The following is a 16,006-nucleotide window of genomic DNA, read 5'->3' on the forward strand; positions in this document are numbered from 1 at the left end:
ACACTTCTCGTCCCCGCAACTGCTCCAAACATTTTTCTGTATGTAACCAGTTTATGCAGATTGTCGGTTTTTGACAACATAAATCGTAAAGCAGTATTGTAAAAAAATTTATTCCAAAAAAATTTACGGCTTTCTGTGATAAAAGCCGCCCTTTGCTATTTGGAAAATACAATGAGTTTTTGGCCGGTGTAATTGGACACTGTATAGATGCAAGTTCCAAGGACCACTGAAAGATTTTGCTTTGTGAAAGGCAACATGCCGTAAATATGGCTGCTGATCCACTCGCTTAAGGAAAAAGAGACAAAATAGCAGCTTATGATGACCGTGAAAAATAACAATCCCCCTTTTTTTAGGGAAATTCTACTTTTGAAGGTAAACGCCCTGTTTAAAAGAAAGCTGACAATAGCGCCTGCCCCATTTCCAATGAATGTGGCAGCCCAATAATTCAGCCCGGCCAGATTCAGGAGTATGAAAATCGTTGAAAGCCCTATAATCGTGTTAAGGACCCCTACCAGCAGAAACCGGATAAAGGAATTAGTTCGTTTCAGGCAGATCTCTAAAATCAAGGTTATATTGGTCATAATGGTCTCTTTTTTGATTTTTTAATAAAAGTGACATCGGTAGCGAATAGGAATCAAGCTCAACGATGTATCTTGGCCTGCGTTTTGATTCTTTATATATCTTTCCGATATATTCTCCGATCAGGCCAATAGCAATGAGCTGCAATCCCCCTATCAGCCAGATCGAGGTGATCAAAGAAGTCCAGCCGGTTGTTGTGTTCCCTGTAATTTTTAATGCAAAAAAGTAGCAGCCGAACAAAAAACTGATTAAAAAAGACAGGATGCCAACCAAGAGAACAAGGCGGATGGGTGTAACGGAAAAGGATGTGATTCCATCAAAAGCAAAGGCAAGCATCTTCCTCAGGGGATACTTTGTTTCCCCTGCCATCCGTTCCTTTCTGTCGTATAAGACAGAAGCCGATCGTAAGCCAATCAGGGGAACAATTCCCCTCAGGAACAAATTCACTTCTTCAAACCGTTCCAATTCATGCAGGGCGCGTTTTGACATTAACCGAAAATCGGCATGGTTGTATACCAGGTCGACCCCCATCTTTTTCATTAACTTATAAAAGCCTTCAGCGGTGCTCCGTTTGAAAAACGAATCTGTTTCCCTTTTTTCCCGGACGCCGTAGACAATGTCAAAGCCTTCCCGGAATTTTAAAACGAATTCCCGGATAACGGATATATCATCCTGAAGGTCGGCATCGATGGATACAACACAATCAGCCTTATCCTTTGCTGTAAAAAGGCCGGCCAGCAGGGCATTTTGATGACCGGCGTTCCTTGAAAGCTTCAAGCCCGCCACCCATTCATTTTTGAGGCTCTCTTTATGGATAATCTGCCAGGTAAGATCCTTGCTGCCATCATCAACGAAAAGAATTTTGCTTTTATTCGAAACTAGTTGCTCCATAGCCAGTGCCTGTAACAAATTACTTAATTGGCTGATTGTTTCAGGCAGGGCTTCCTGTTCATTATAACAAGGTACAACAATTGTAAGAATCGGTTCTGACATTCGTGCAACCTCCCTGGTGTTAAATAGCTTTGTACAAGTAGATTTTCCAGGCTGCCTGCTTAGATGTGAATACTTTCTCAAGCAATAAATGGTTCTTTGGGGCATTGTCGATTGGAACGGCCGAAAAAATATAGCTTCCTCCCATTTCTTTAAAGGCTGCTGTATTTAATTCCAGGCTTTTTAGCCGCTTTTTTGCATCCTTTCTATACAGGTAGTGCTTTCCGAGCTCAGCGGAAAAAATATAACACCGCCCTCCCCATTCATCAAAATATGTGCGGATGGTTTTATTTTTTGCCAGTTCACCTTCAATTATTTTCCGGAATTGATATTTATACCGCAAAGGATAAAAGTTATTGTATGTATCCAGCGTATAGAATCCATTATACTGTGCGATTGCAGGGTGCAGCCCAATGCTGGCCACCCGGTAATCCTCCTGAGGCAGGGCAATATGTTCTTTAATATCGCGAAATAATTGTTCAGCGTAAAATTCCTTCACGGAAGGTTTTTTTTGATAAATGATTTCATCATTAAAAGCAAAAAGAAGCAAGATTTGGGCGACAATCACCGCCGTTATCGATTGTTTGTTTTTAGTACAAATCCAGATGATCCTTAACGCCAGGGCAAAACCGGCATAAATGACGAGCGGGCGTAAAAAATGATATCTGGCAAAATTAAAGGTATCTAAAAAATGGAAGCGTTCGGTTAACGGCAGCCATCCTTTGTAGAACCAGAATGCATACCAGACCGACAGGGTAAAATTAAGTCCCATGAGGACCACGAAGGCTTGTTCTTTCCGCCATAATTTAAGCTTTATAACAAGATAAAAAGCGAACAGCAGGACAGGAAGGATCACCAGGCCATGGACGGTCATTACATGGGTATGCCCGAGCACAAAATTGCTAAAAGCGAGCTTTGTAGATTGCAACAAAGAGAGGCGCGCATGAAAATATTCGTCCCGGCTGTTCGGTTCGCTTGAAAATAGAAACGAATGGATGAGCCTATACTCAACAAGCAAATAAACCAATGTCATAAAGGCAATTGACCCGATGAACCTGAGATTCCATCCCCTGCCCCTGATAACGTCTGAAAGCCAGAAGATCCCCATAGCGGTCAGGAAGAAGAAAAAACCAAGAACAAAGCTTGAATACAATGGAAGCAAAGCAAGCACAATATAAAATTTGCCTGAAGAGTGCCCGTTTCTGATATGCAGGAAAGCCCATAGGGCAAGCGGCATCCCTAAGGTGCTAAGCATTCCCGAAGGCCAAAAAGGGGTGAGTGCAAAAGCCAAAGCTGTTCCTACCCTGATCACTCCCCAGTCTTTCTGTGTTATAAAATGGTCTTTTAATAATAGATACATACCTAGAAAAGCAATAAATCTTGTAACTGCCTGGCTGAAGGCATAAGCGACCATGGGCGGAAACATGGCATGCAGCCAAACGATACCGCTCCACTCTGTCCCAAATGCATTTCTGGATAAGCCGTTTATGATTTGGGGTATGACTGAAGCAACCGGGCCAAACATCTGTCCGCTTTCGGACAATACTTTATACCAGGCAATATTGGAATCTAAATTATCGTGAACCCGGATATGGGCATTCTCACCAAGAATGAATAGCGGGCTTAAATAAATGCTTATCATTATCAGTGCTAAGGCGATCATCTTCTGCTCTTTTTTGTTAACATTTGAGAACAATCCATACACCCCATTAGGAAAGCGTAAGCGCCATGTTTTTGTACCACGGCCAATCGAACGAGTAGAAATACACAGTGGTTTTAACTTGTGCTTACCCACTGGAATTTATTCCTGTTTTTTGGAAACTCCACCTAATAAGGGTAAAAAATAGCTGCCCCCGTAATTCGGAATGGCAGCTTTCATTCAATATCCTTTTGAAATAACTTCTGTTTATTCCATTTGCCGTACCGATAGTAAAGAAAAGCAAATCCACTGCTGATTACAAAGCTGGTTCCCATTCCAATAGCGATTCCCTCTTCGTCCATCATTTTTGAAAACAAATAGGTCAACGGATATCGCAGAACCCAAAATGATAGTATGTTTAATACCAGCACCTGGAACATTGCCCCAGAGGCGCGGACAATCCCGTTCAAAATGAAATTAAGCCCGAGAAACGGGTAAAAAAAAGCTATGATGATCAAGTATTGGGTACCGAAATCTATTGCTTCTTCTTCCTGGATAAATAAACTGATGCCAAACTCGGCGAACAAAACAATGAAAACTGCAATGAAAAGCATGATCAGCAAGTTATATAATACGCCGTACACGGCAATCTTTTGGACCCGGTCCCAATTTCCAGCACCTATATTCTGCCCGGCCATGCTGTTTACTGCCGTACCTATTGCCATTGCCGGCAGCATTATAATGCTATCGATGCGCTGTGCAGCACTAAATCCAGCAACGACATCCCCGCCAAATGAGTTCACGACGCTCATGATGGCCATGACCCCCGCTGAAATCACTGTCATCTGCAATCCAGATGGAATGCCGAGCTTGAATATAAGTGCTGCTTCTTCCCTTTTGGGAATGACGGGCAACGAGAATGGCGCCAGTTTGCGGCGGAGTATAGAATAAATGCCAACCAAAAAGGCAATGCCCTGCGATAGAATCGTCGCATATGCGGCGCCTTGAATCCCGAGCTTAAACCCGGCGATGAGTATCGGGTCAAGCACGGCGTTTAAGATGACTGCGACCAGGACAAACCGTAATGGCGATTTGCTATCCCCAAGTGACCGGAGCACCGTCCCGATAAAATTATAGCCAAACAAAAACAATATGCCGAGAAAGTTAATTTGGAGGTATGCTGTGGCATCATCAGCCATTTCCGCCGGTGTACCAAGCAACTGTAAAATTGGTTCTGCAAAGATGAAGCCGATAGCCCCTAGCGCTACGGACAACAGCGTTAAAATAACAACGAAGGCATTGAGGTACCTTTTCAGCCCTAGTTCGTCTTTTTGCCCTCTTTGTTGGGAAAGAACCGTCAAGGCAGCATTATTTACACCGATAATAAAGGATAGAACGGTGAAAATGACTGTTCCCGAAATCGAGACGGACCCTAAGGCATTTGCCCCGATAAGGTTGCCGACCCAGAGGCTGTTGATGAACTGGCTAGATACTTGAAGAAGATTTGCAAACATAATAGGCGTTGAAAAAACAAACAATTGCTTCATGATATTTCCTTGCGTGAAGTCTTGCCCGGACATAAAAACACCTTTTTCCTCTTGATAAGACGAGATTATATTCTTTTATTATTAGAGTTTTTATGTGAATCTTCAAGTTTTGGAGGTCAGTCCGCTGCAATTAAGCTAAGAATGCTATCAACATATATAGTTATCATTTATGTCTATTGATAAGATAATCAGAAATTTTCCTTCCATTCCTTTACTTCCTCCCTTTCATTGCTTGGCGATTTGTCAGTTAGTGTAAATCTTTTTACTATAGATTTTAATTTGAATTTAGGGAGTTTACAGTATGTATACAGTTCAATGGCCAAATTTGAAAGATTCGCTCGGCGTATAGCCTCCCCTTGGGTATAAAACTGTTCAATATCTTGAGAAATGTGACAGGACAACATGATTTTCTTTAAATTCCGTTCCTCTTCAGAGATGTCAATGATGGTTTCATCAATTGTTGTAAATGGATTAGGCAAGAAAATGATTTCTTTAGTTCCAATGGGCTGTTTTCGATGATATTCCGCCCATTCGAACACATTGCGATAGCCTATTTTTTCACAAGTGTATTTAACGACAAAACTTGTTATATCATGATCGATATGGCCTCCTTCAACACTATGAACGTATACCTTCTCAGGGTTGAATGTTTGTAAGAGGTTTTTAACGTCATCTGACATGTTTGTTAAATACCGTTGAGTGCCGCCATCTGGATAGCCTAAACAAAATATATTTTCTTTTGGGATATTTAAGAGTGATAGAGCTTTCACGCCTTCCCTATATCTCTTTTCAGCTCTTTTCTTTGATGTATCAGCTCTTATATTCCAACTTTGAGCCCCAAACCAGTCTGCTGATCCATTCGTTGTATAGACTATTTTTATGTTATCCCTTTTTTGAGAGTGCCGGTATAAAGTGGCGCCTAAACCCAGGATCTCATCATCGGCATGTGCTGCAAAGACAAGGACATCAGTTTTCTCACCATTAACATCCTGATTATCATAAAATGGTAATTTTCGACCTAACATCTTATCTGGATATTGATACAATCCTCTTTTAATTTCTATCTTCTTTATTATTTGTTCACTCCATGGAATAAGATTTAATAGTTTAGGAAGGTGTCTTCTGGTAAATAATCTTTTTAGCAACAAATGAATCCCTCGCTTTTTTGAATTTATTCGAGTTGGTAGAAATATAACCTGCTAGGCGTACTGATTGTAGTTGGAGATTAGGGAATTCTTTTAGTTTTGGGGTTGAGTGATTGGGGGGACCAAATGTTTTTTATTGGTGCAACCCAAAAACGCGCTGAAAATTGTTTTCGCTGACTATAATTTCAAGCTGGCCACGGGCATGTTATTTTGCCGTCACCATAGGCTTTTTCGGATAGGAAACGATGCCCTAGGAACAAAATCTTCGCCGACGGGCATCTTCAGCCATTCCTGCCGGGGTATCCAGCAACTGTTAGGTTACTATTTCCAATTTTTATTTTTTCGTTTTAAAGTTAGTACATTGATTTCCGGCGGATTAAAGAATCGAAAATTCAAAAATGTTATGGCGTTGCTGCTACCTAATCCTGTGCTTACATATTGTTCAATTCCACGGTGTTCCCATAGTCCTTTTACCCTGTCTTGAGGCGGAAAGAGGCCCTTTCGCTGAAACAAGGGTTCCGGTACATAGAGTGCACCAAAAAAAGGGAGACGAATTTGGCCACCGTGGTAATGTCCTCCAATAAGTAAATCGTAATCCCTAAATACAGTCTGTTTGTCCTTTTTTAGATAATCGATCCTTTGATCAGGTACTGGGTAATGATTCAGGGCGATTATTATACCTTTTGTATGATTTACGACTTTTATTTCTTGCATTAATTGCTTTTGCTTCTCAACATTGACATTTTCCGAATTCTCATAGGCATAAGGGGAACTGTATTTATTTTCTTTTCGCCTTGAGTTCTTCTTTATTGATAATTCGAAATTAACAAAATGGATAATGGAATCATTTTTTTTAACAGTATGTATGGATTCCAACAGTTTAACCCCGCGTTTTTCCATACCAATGATATAGTTATTCTTTTCATAATGATGATTCCTTAATTTATAAACTGCAGGATCAGCGTTTCCAGGCACAAACAGTGCATTTTGTTTATTTTGAATTCCTTCAATCAAAGAATAATAAGGCTGATAATTTGTGCTTTGGGGAGATTCCATCATATCCCCGGTTAAAACAATTGTGTCATAATGTATAGAATTGATGATATTGATCAATTTTTCCTGATTTTTACCGAATACTTTCTCATGCAAATCTGTAACTTGCAATATAGTGTAACCTTCAAGGCCTTCTGGGAGATTTTCTATAAATATTTCTTGTTCCGCTACTGTTACACGGTTATTGTCCCAGATAGTATAAATTGTTAGAATTAAAATCATTAATAAAGAAACAGCAATACCTCTTTTTAAAAGTACTCTCAATGCTAACGCTCCAATTTGAATGGATTCATTACACAGCAAGATAACTGCCAAATGTACTAAATGTAATATATAAGTTTAAAGAAAAATCGAATGCAATCTTTCTACTTCTATATAGGGGGAAATAACTGTCTTGGATACCAGCCGGTTGATTTTTAATTATTTTCTGTAAGAGTTCATTGTAAACTTTAATATTTATAATGTTTTTACCAAGAAAGTAATCAAAATTATTATTGTTGGTAAATGACGTTTTAAATTTAAAAAGATTATCATTTTCTATATATCCACCACCCAAATGGAGGCTTTTCAGACCTAATGACTTAGCGTATTCTACCATAGCATCGAATAATATATTATTTGGCCTTAAAGCTAAATACTTTGTTTTGGAGGCACCTAAATGATAATGGGCAAATTGTTTCCCAACTAGCATTATTACACCACCAATAATTTCTTCATTATATTTTGCTAATAAGAGATAAGGTTTGCCTACAACTGTTTCCTCCATTTGGTCATAAAAATAAGATTTATTAAAATAGTAAAAACTAGAGGCATTTTTGCGATCCATTGTTTCATAATATAACTCCATAAAAATTTCAATATCCTCTTTTTCGTTTGAAATGAAAACTTTTACTCCTTCTTTTTTTGATTTTCGAATATTTCTCCTATTGTTCGATTTATAACTTTTTCTAATATCTTCTAAAGGAAGAGTTAAATCTACTGCTGTTGTTTTCCGTATATAATCTACAATCATAATTTCCTTTAAATCTTCAGCATTCTTCAATAATGGATGTAATCCAATGGTTTCGGTAACGATATTGTTTTGAAAACAATGATCTTTAAATTTATCATAAAATTGTTTAATGACCTTTTTATCTCCTTCATATATCGGACCACCGTATCCGTAAGCAGTTATAATATCAAAATAACCTACCTTTATATCGATTTTCCTTTTAATAAATGGATAAAATACTTTACCATTCTCATTTTCAAAATATACAGCTTGTGGTATACCTTCTTCCACCTTAGCAAATAAATTTGTATACTCTTTAGAATGATAAATATCCGCATCCTGGAATTTTTCGATAAGCTTGTTCCAGTCATCATTTTGGCTAACTTCTATTATCCTGTTATAAAAAACAGGCATATTAATCATGTTAGTTTCCTCCCTGATTCCCCTCAAGCATGATAGTTTGATAGGGTTTTTCCCACTCCACCACTTTCATATATTCGATGTAATATAAGTCCTGTTATATTGTTTAAGATAAAATTGAATTGTTTCTTCGATCCCTTTATTAAACACATACTTAAACTTAAAGCCCAATTCATTCCTTAGCTTAGTATCATCAATCGCATACCTGAAATCGTGGCCTGGCCGGTCCTCTACATATTCAATTAATTGTTTATAACTATTTATACCTTTTTCATTTACCGGGATCGGTTTTTCCATATCCAGGAAATCACATATCTCCTGAGCAATTTCAACATTGGTCTTTTCATTATGGGCACCGATTAGGTATGTCTCCCCCGATTTTCCATTGAAAAATACTTTTTCTATCGCACGGCAGTGATCAAGAACATATAGCCAATCACGAATATTTTGACCGTTCCCGTAAATTGGGATTGTTTCAAGTGCCAGTGCTCTTCTAATAATTGTCGGTATAAGTTTTTCAGCGTGTTGTTTTGGCCCATAGTTGTTCGAGCAATTAGTCGTAACAACATTCATCCCGTATGTTTGGTAATAACTTCTAACAAGCATATCCGAAGATGCTTTACTTGCGGAATAGGGGCTATTTGGGGCATAGGGTGTATTTTCTGTAAAAAACCCTTCCATTCCGAGTGAACCATATACTTCATCGGTAGAAATATGATGAAACCGGGCGTGCTGAAAGGCAGTTTTATAGCTTCCGAAATCTTCCATCCAAAAACTGCGGGCTGCTTCAAGCAATGTTAACGTACCAAGTACGTTTGTTTGCACAAAAGATAGAGGTTTTTTAATTGAGTTATCAACGTGCGACTCAGCAGCAAAGTGAATTACACCTTCAATTTGATATTTTTCAAACAAGTTATCCAAAAGTTGGCGGTCACAAATATCTCCTTGTACGAAGTGATGACGTGGATGATGCGATACTTCTCCAAGATTTTGAAGATTTCCTGCATAAGTTAATTTATCAACATTCACAATATGGATATCTACATGTTGATCTAATATATATTGAACAAAATTAGACCCGATAAAGCCGGCCCCGCCTGTTATCAGTAGATTCATTAGCTAACCCCTCCATTATCAATTTCGATATTTTTTCAACATCACAAACGTGCAATTCGCTAAAAAGCGGAAGACATAAAATCCGTTTCGATATGTCTTCAGATATAGGACAGGAACTATTGTTTTCTAAATAGGGCAATTTATTTAAAGATGGATTGAAATATCTTCTTGTCGCTATATTATTATTTTTCAATTTATTCATGACAGATATCAGTTCTTGTTCATTTTCAAAAATAATGGGGTAATAGGCATAATTATATTCAACCCCTTCTGGAATGCTTGGCTTTTCGACCCAATTTGCAAGCATTCCGTCATATATTTCAGTAATCATTCTCCTTCTCAAAATGATTTGATTAATATACTTTAAATTGCATAAACCCATGGCTGCATGGAACTCTGAGTTTTTAGCATTGATTCCGACTGTTTGATAATTTTCTCCCTCGAAGCCAAAGCTTCTCAATAATTTAAGGTGTTGATCAAGTTTATCCCCTATATTATTAATGATCGCACCGCCTTCCACGGTATGGAAGAGTTTAGTCGAATGGAAGCTAAGTGTCGATATATCACCGAACTCCAACAGTGATTTCCCATCGATGTGAACGCCGAAAGAATGTGCCGCATCATAAATAACTTTGAGATTATGCTTTTTCGCAATTTTTTCAATCCTGGTTACATCACAAGGTATGCCGTAAACATGTGTCGCTAAGATAGCTTCAGTCTTGTCTGTAATGGCTTCCTCGATTTTATCAGGGTCAATACATAGTGTCCTAGGATCAATGTCCACAAATACTGGCTGGCAATTCTCCCATAGAATAGATGTTGTCGTTGCAACAAAGGAAAAAGGAGTCGTAATAACCTCTTTTTTTATCTGCAATGCTTTAATTGCGAGTAGGAGGGCAGCCGTCCCGTTGTTGACAAATTGAAGAGAAGGAACATGTAAGTATGATTTAAGCTTATCCTCCAGCTGCTGGACATAAGGGCCATTATTTGTCAGCCATTTTGTATCCCACAGCTTTGAAATCAAGCTGTTATACTCATCAATTGGTGGCAGAAACGGTTGCGACACTGGAATCATCTGCAAACCTCCCGTTTACTAAGTCATGTAAATATGAGCCATAATCATTTTTATATTGAATCGCCAGACCCAACACCTCTTCAGCAGAAATCCATTTGTTCCGATAACTAATTTCTTCCAAACAGGCTATTTTGAAACCCTGTCGCTTTTCAATAGTTTCAATGAATTGGCTAGCTTCAAGGAAACTCCCGAATGTTCCCGTATCAAGCCAGGCAAATCCGCGGCCAAGAAGTTGCACCTTCAATTTTTTTCTTTGTAAATATTCTTTATTAATATCAGTTATTTCAATTTCACCTCTGGCAGAGGGTTTAACCTGTTTTGCGATTTCAATAACATCATTGTCATAAAAATACAAACCGGTCACGGCATATTGTGACTTGGGATGAGGTGGTTTTTCTTCAATGGACAATGCGTTATATTCCTCGTCAAATTCAACCACTCCAAAACGTTGTGGATCTTTAACTTGATAGCCGAAAACAATTGAACCTTCTGCTAAGTTTGCGGCTTTTTTCAAAACTGGCGTGAACCCTTGCCCATAAAAAATGTTATCTCCTAAGACGAGGCATACGTTATCGTCACCAATGAATTCCTCACCAATAATAAAAGCATCCGCCAGACCGCGCGGATGCTCTTGTACTGCATATTCAAGCGTAATTCCCCATTTCGACCCATTTCCAAGTAAATCCATAAAAAGCGGTATATCCTTTGGAGTAGAAATGATTAGTATTTCCCGGATTCCGGCCAACATAAGAACGGATAAAGGATAATAAATCATTGGTTTGTCATAAATCGGCAAAAGTTGCTTTGATATGGCTTGTGTAATGGGATAAAGCCTTGTCCCGCTTCCCCCGGCTAATATGATACCTTTCAATATATACACTCCTTCTAATTAGTTAATTTGAAAGCTTTCTTCATCCCTATTTAATGGTACTCCTGACCTAACATTATAAATGGGTTTCCATTTTGATGAATCCATATTAAGCAGTGAAATTATGGCGTCTGCAGCATCCCGCACGACTAAGAAATCCGGACATTGAGAACTGCCTTTTATTTCTTCAACTTTTATTGTTTCTTTTGATAATGGATATGGCAAGTTATCCATTCCCATACCTTTATCAGGACCTATTAGCGATGATAATCTTAATGAAGTGGTGCTTGTTTGAACATTATCTTGATGAATGGATGATACCATTAGCTCGGATGCCCAGTTTGCTAAGGCATATGGAGATTTCGGACTAACTGGATCTTGTTCATTCCAAACAGCGGGATTTGAAGCTCCATAGACTAACTGGCTTGATATATTAATGATTGAAGGAATATGAAATTTTTTGGCCATATTAAGAATCCAGGATGTGTAGGCTAATTCTTTTGCAATAGCTTCCTCCTCATATACTGATCCCAATGCCGCATGGATTAAGACATCAATACTGCCAAAGTTTAAAAGGCCTTGTTCAATGTCAGAGTCAGAAACCATTTTTACTTTATCATGATTGCCGTACATTAATTTTGCTTTATTTTCATTTCTAAGAAGGCAAATAACGGTTTCAACATTTTCTGTATCGATCAGCTTTCTGACTAAATGATTTCCTAAAAATCCTGTTGCACCTGTTACCAACACAGATTTTTTACTATTTTTCCAAGGGTAAAATCCTGTTTTTGTAACCAGGTTATCTAAATCAGCATTTCTTCCAAATGTAACTGTTCGGTCGGTTACTTGCCTCATACCAATGCGTTTATTGTTTAGTTCAATTTCTGTATCGGTCGAGTTAATATCATAAGCATCACGTACCATAGCGTCCACTTCATTAAAACCCATCATCGCCCTTAGTCCAGTAATACCAGTAAATCTAGCATTCATTTCAAACCATTTTGGCCCATGCTCTGTCATTCTTCCTTGTATATTGATCGGGCCTCTTAACCCTATTTTCAGGAAGTATGGGATAATTTTTCCAAGATCTTCCCAAACTGAAGCATTCTCAAATGGAATAATTTCTATGGGGACACCGTTGTTTAATTTGTTTAAGGTTGCACATTTTCCTATAATTCTGCCATCTTTACTTACAACAATTTGTACTGACACTTCTGAAACCTGGGAGACCAATCCCTTCTCTAAATTACTCACAAAACTCGAATAATTTATATCCTCTTTATGAGGGATGGCGAGCTCTTGTACTACGTGATCATTATTTATAATGTCAAAATCATCAACAGAACGTATTACTAACAAACCGCGGGAGGCAAATCCGCTCCGGGGTTTTGCGATTAAAGGGAAATTAATTTCATTATTATTATATGCTTCTACTAATGATTCTTTATCGTGGCTAATAACAAAAGAGTTAGTAAAATGATTCAATACTCGGCTCATTTTTACTTTATCTCTACATAGTTCAATCATCTTGGTACTTGAAACAATAGGCGTAATTCCGTTTGACTTAAATTTCTCAATATTCTTGGATATATTGTAAAGCTCATCATCCAATCCGGGAATTAATATTTCTATATGGTGTTTTTTGCATAGGTATAATAATTGATCAATATATTCATCCGAATAAATTGATGGTAGTGTATCATAATCATCACAATCATATTGCCCGAAAGCCATTGGGTTGTGGCCCAATCCAACGACATATAATGGTAATTCTGATAGCCGGCAGGAATTTATTACACTTTGTCCAACTCCACTGCCAATGCTCGTTATTCCTACTCTAATCGTTTTTTTCATCAGAGATCTCCTCCGGAAATAGTTTTATTATTTTAAGACTTTTAAAGATTTTTAACTATTAATTAATTTTGGTTATTTTTACCAATGAAGTCCTCGCCAATTATAAAAGCATCCGCCAGACCCCGCGGATGCTCTTGAAATGCACATTAAACATTAATTCCCCATTTTGAACCATCTCCAAAAACGGTCTATCCTTTGGAGTGAGAATCATCAATATTTCCCTATTATAGTTGGACCAATTTTTCAGTGTTTTTATCAACTACTTCAATATTTACAATAATGTCCTCAATAGATTTTTCAATCGAGATTTTTGGATTCCAAGCCGTATCATTTTTCAATCTTTCTATACTTATTCGTATTCTACAGACACCTCTGAAACCTGGGAGATGATCCCCTTTTGTAAATTACTCACAAAAGGAATAATTGATATCTCCTTTGTGAGGGATTGGAAGCTCTTGTACAACATGATTTTCACTTATTAAATGAAAATCTTCCGCGGAATATATTAGGTTTAACTCGAGTGATCCCAATGCGCTTCGTGGTTTAGCAATTACAGGAAAAAGCATTTCATTTTTTTATAGGCTTGCATGAAAGATTCTTTATCGAAGCTAGTCACAAAGGAATTAGTAAACTGTTTCAACACCCGGCTCATCTTCACTTTATGTCTGCATTGTTCAATCATATCAGTACTAGCTACAATGGGTTAACCCGATTTCTAGAAATTTATCGTTATGGCTGGAAATATTGTAAAGCTCATCATCCAATCCAGGAATTAAGATATCAATTTTGTGGTTCTTGCATCGATCTAGTAAACAATCAATATCCTAAATTTTTATGGGAAAAGGGATTGATATTGCTTTCTTACCAAACTACGAATTGTTTTTAATCAATGTGGTTTGAAGAGATCCATCATCAGCTACCGTTACTTTATAATTTGAATTGTTTGGTGACACAAGAACCGTACTAAACTGTACAGATTTATCGAATTGCTGGAAGGGCCGGCCCTGACAATTGACGATGTCGTATACTTCACCAATCGACAGCTTCCTTTGGAAAAAACCTGCCATCGACATAATCCCTTCCATAGTATTGGATGGATGTTCCCGCCCGGTAATAAACACATTTGTTGGTTTTTCAACAGGGAATTTCTTTGAAAACTGTATCTTGGCTTTCTCTCCGTAGGGGTCGATCAACTCGACTGTTTTTTCTTCCGGGTTAACATATATAAATTGCCAAATATTCTTTAGAGTATTAGAATTGTAACGGCCTGTTTCCTGTGATTTTGGCCACTCTGAAAAAAAACCGCTGGATAACCCTGCACTTAATGCACTAACCGTAGCCCCGGCGCAAAAGTAAGTATCTTTTCTGGAATCTGATAGGTATAAACCAATCGGTGCAGCCTTCCAATCTTCGGCCTCGAACAGACTATAGTTATAAATAAACGTGTAGGGTTTGGTCCAATCGACAGTATCAACCGGTATGGAAATTTTTCTGCCATCTGAGCTTTTAAAATGAACGCCAGTCCCCCAGGTGCCATTTTTAACCCAGGTAGGGGAACCATGTAATTTAGCGTGTTTCGTTTCTCCCGATTTATCCAATATTGTAGATCCGCTGCCTTCATTAAAGAACCATAACGCTTTTAGTCCCATATCCTCTAATAAAGGAGCCTTTGTTAAGTCGCTATAAGGGGATGCTGAACCGTTATCACTGAAAAGCATTGCTCCCTCGCCCACTTTATTTATATAAGTTCCATGAGAATTAATATGGGCGGTTCCAGAAAGGATTTCTATATGGGTATTGGTATTCTCGATCCAAAATTTTTCAAAGTAATTTCTGATTCCTCTAGCAGAATAAATGGCCGTGTCACAGTCACTGACCTGACCATGGCTAAAATTATTTACAGATCCACCTTCTATATATATCCCATACGAATCCTTATCAGACATTCCAGGGCCTCTTATGAATTTTATAGAAAAGTTATTTCCATTTGGTGTCAATGTTTCATCATCCTTACCTGCCGCCGTCTTTAAATATATCCCCGTTTTTTTGAAATAAAAGATATACAAGTTAGAGACATCACATACATAGACAGCTCCCTCTAGAACAATTCCATTTTTGGGATTGAATATGTTAACATTATCAATTGTTATTAACATGCTATCTTTAACAAAAATACCAGTGAACTTGTTTTTAAAACCTTCTGGAGGCTCAATTTGTAAATCTTTAATGACATGTGACTGTCCTTTGATTATTTCAAAGACGTTTCCTTTGTGTTGTGGACGAATGACCGTATTTCTATTACCCGCGCCACGTAACTCAAAGCCTTGTTTTGACGGAATTGATAATGGTTCTGTAGTTGTATAATAGCCTGATGGCATAAAGACAATCATGTTATTTGAAGAAGCATAGTTAAAAATCTTTTGCAGAATTAACGTGTTTTCTCTAGGAGTATTTTTTGGATCGTAAGCTTTTAATGGAAAGGGCGGAAACCGAACGTTTATATATGGAGAGTGTATTTGATTTTCCATCTTCTCCGATTGCACCGACAAAATCTTAATTTTATCAGAAATCGACTTTCCTTTAAGAGTGTTTGCATCGGCTCGTTGTAAAATAACATTGTCATCCTCATCTTTAATTTTATATCCAAAAATGAAGGCAAAAAGAAAAAGTATTATATTTCGTATGAAGCTTCTACGAATCATTGTATGTCCCCCTGGCATTTTTTTGAT

Annotated in this window: 13 protein-coding genes; all 13 read right to left on the reverse strand. The window is 37.9% G+C overall.

The features are described from left to right. Positions 1–155: 155 nt before the first annotated feature. Entirely contained in the window at positions 156–581 is a 426-nt protein-coding gene (locus D0466_RS02065) for a GtrA family protein (RefSeq protein WP_117320907.1), read from the reverse strand. Next, the gene (locus D0466_RS02070) at positions 535–1,572 is read right to left on the reverse strand and encodes a glycosyltransferase (protein ID WP_117320908.1); all 1,038 of its coding nucleotides are present in this window, start codon (positions 1,570–1,572) and stop codon (positions 535–537) included. Before D0466_RS02070 ends, D0466_RS02065 begins: the two co-directional genes overlap by 47 nt. 19 nt (positions 1,573–1,591) lie before the next feature. Next, positions 1,592–3,265, reverse strand: coding sequence for a DUF6044 family protein (locus tag D0466_RS02075; protein WP_199484486.1), 1,674 nt, complete (start codon positions 3,263–3,265; stop codon positions 1,592–1,594). A 179-nt stretch (positions 3,266–3,444) separates the two neighbouring features. Then, positions 3,445–4,788, reverse strand: coding sequence for an MATE family efflux transporter (locus D0466_RS02080; protein ID WP_117320909.1), 1,344 nt, complete (start codon positions 4,786–4,788; stop codon positions 3,445–3,447). Positions 4,789–4,943: 155 nt separating this feature from the next. After that, on the reverse strand, positions 4,944–5,900 hold the full coding sequence (locus tag D0466_RS02085) for a PIG-L deacetylase family protein (RefSeq protein ID WP_117320910.1): 957 nt from the start codon (positions 5,898–5,900) through the stop codon (positions 4,944–4,946). A 321-nt stretch (positions 5,901–6,221) separates the two neighbouring features. Next, a complete protein-coding gene (locus D0466_RS02090) occupies positions 6,222–7,217 on the reverse strand; it encodes a metallophosphoesterase (RefSeq protein ID WP_117320911.1) in 996 nt (331 codons plus the stop codon). A 28-nt stretch (positions 7,218–7,245) separates the two neighbouring features. Continuing rightward, the gene (locus tag D0466_RS02095; protein WP_117320912.1) at positions 7,246–8,367 is read right to left on the reverse strand and encodes a lipid II:glycine glycyltransferase FemX; all 1,122 of its coding nucleotides are present in this window, start codon (positions 8,365–8,367) and stop codon (positions 7,246–7,248) included. Positions 8,368–8,433: 66 nt separating this feature from the next. Further along, positions 8,434–9,480 carry a dTDP-glucose 4,6-dehydratase gene (rfbB, locus tag D0466_RS02100; RefSeq protein WP_117320913.1) on the reverse strand — a complete coding sequence of 349 codons (1,047 nt, stop codon included), beginning with the start codon at positions 9,478–9,480 and terminating at the stop codon, positions 8,434–8,436. Continuing rightward, positions 9,437–10,555 (reverse strand): DegT/DnrJ/EryC1/StrS family aminotransferase, encoded by a 1,119-nt coding sequence (locus D0466_RS02105; protein WP_117320914.1) that lies wholly within the window; start codon positions 10,553–10,555, stop codon positions 9,437–9,439. The genes rfbB and D0466_RS02105 overlap by 44 nt, the downstream gene beginning before the upstream one ends. Further along, positions 10,518–11,426 carry a glucose-1-phosphate thymidylyltransferase RfbA gene (gene rfbA, locus D0466_RS02110; RefSeq protein ID WP_117320915.1) on the reverse strand — a complete coding sequence of 303 codons (909 nt, stop codon included), beginning with the start codon at positions 11,424–11,426 and terminating at the stop codon, positions 10,518–10,520. Before rfbA ends, D0466_RS02105 begins: the two co-directional genes overlap by 38 nt. 18 nt (positions 11,427–11,444) lie before the next feature. After that, a complete protein-coding gene (locus D0466_RS02115; RefSeq protein ID WP_117320916.1) occupies positions 11,445–13,277 on the reverse strand; it encodes an NAD-dependent epimerase/dehydratase family protein in 1,833 nt (610 codons plus the stop codon). A gap of 689 nt (positions 13,278–13,966) precedes the next feature. Beyond that, a complete protein-coding gene (locus D0466_RS23540; protein WP_407675616.1) occupies positions 13,967–14,098 on the reverse strand; it encodes a hypothetical protein in 132 nt (43 codons plus the stop codon). Positions 14,099–14,146: 48 nt separating this feature from the next. Then, complete coding sequence (locus D0466_RS02125) at positions 14,147–15,979, reverse strand: right-handed parallel beta-helix repeat-containing protein (protein WP_117320918.1); 1,833 nt, start codon at positions 15,977–15,979, stop codon at positions 14,147–14,149. Positions 15,980–16,006: the final 27 nt, after the last annotated feature.

It is taken from the genome of Peribacillus glennii, assembly GCF_003429105.1.
GTDB lineage: Bacteria > Bacillota > Bacilli > Bacillales > DSM-1321 > Peribacillus > Peribacillus glennii.

What these genes read in the sequence shown, in the direction of transcription:
- D0466_RS02080 (WP_117320909.1), bottom strand. Translation starts at nt 4,788, where the DNA reads ATGTCCGGGCAAGACTTCACGCAAGGAAATATCATGAAGCAATTGTTT.
- D0466_RS02070 (WP_117320908.1), bottom strand. Translation starts at nt 1,572, where the DNA reads ATGTCAGAACCGATTCTTACAATTGTTGTACCTTGTTATAATGAACAG.
- D0466_RS02095 (WP_117320912.1), bottom strand. Translation starts at nt 8,367, where the DNA reads ATGATTAATATGCCTGTTTTTTATAACAGGATAATAGAAGTTAGCCAA.
- D0466_RS02115 (WP_117320916.1), bottom strand. Translation starts at nt 13,277, where the DNA reads ATGAAAAAAACGATTAGAGTAGGAATAACGAGCATTGGCAGTGGAGTT.
- D0466_RS02065 (WP_117320907.1), bottom strand. Translation starts at nt 581, where the DNA reads ATGACCAATATAACCTTGATTTTAGAGATCTGCCTGAAACGAACTAAT.
- rfbB (WP_117320913.1), bottom strand. Translation starts at nt 9,480, where the DNA reads ATGAATCTACTGATAACAGGCGGGGCCGGCTTTATCGGGTCTAATTTT.
- D0466_RS02125 (WP_117320918.1), bottom strand. Translation starts at nt 15,979, where the DNA reads ATGATTCGTAGAAGCTTCATACGAAATATAATACTTTTTCTTTTTGCC.
- D0466_RS02105 (WP_117320914.1), bottom strand. Translation starts at nt 10,555, where the DNA reads ATGATTCCAGTGTCGCAACCGTTTCTGCCACCAATTGATGAGTATAAC.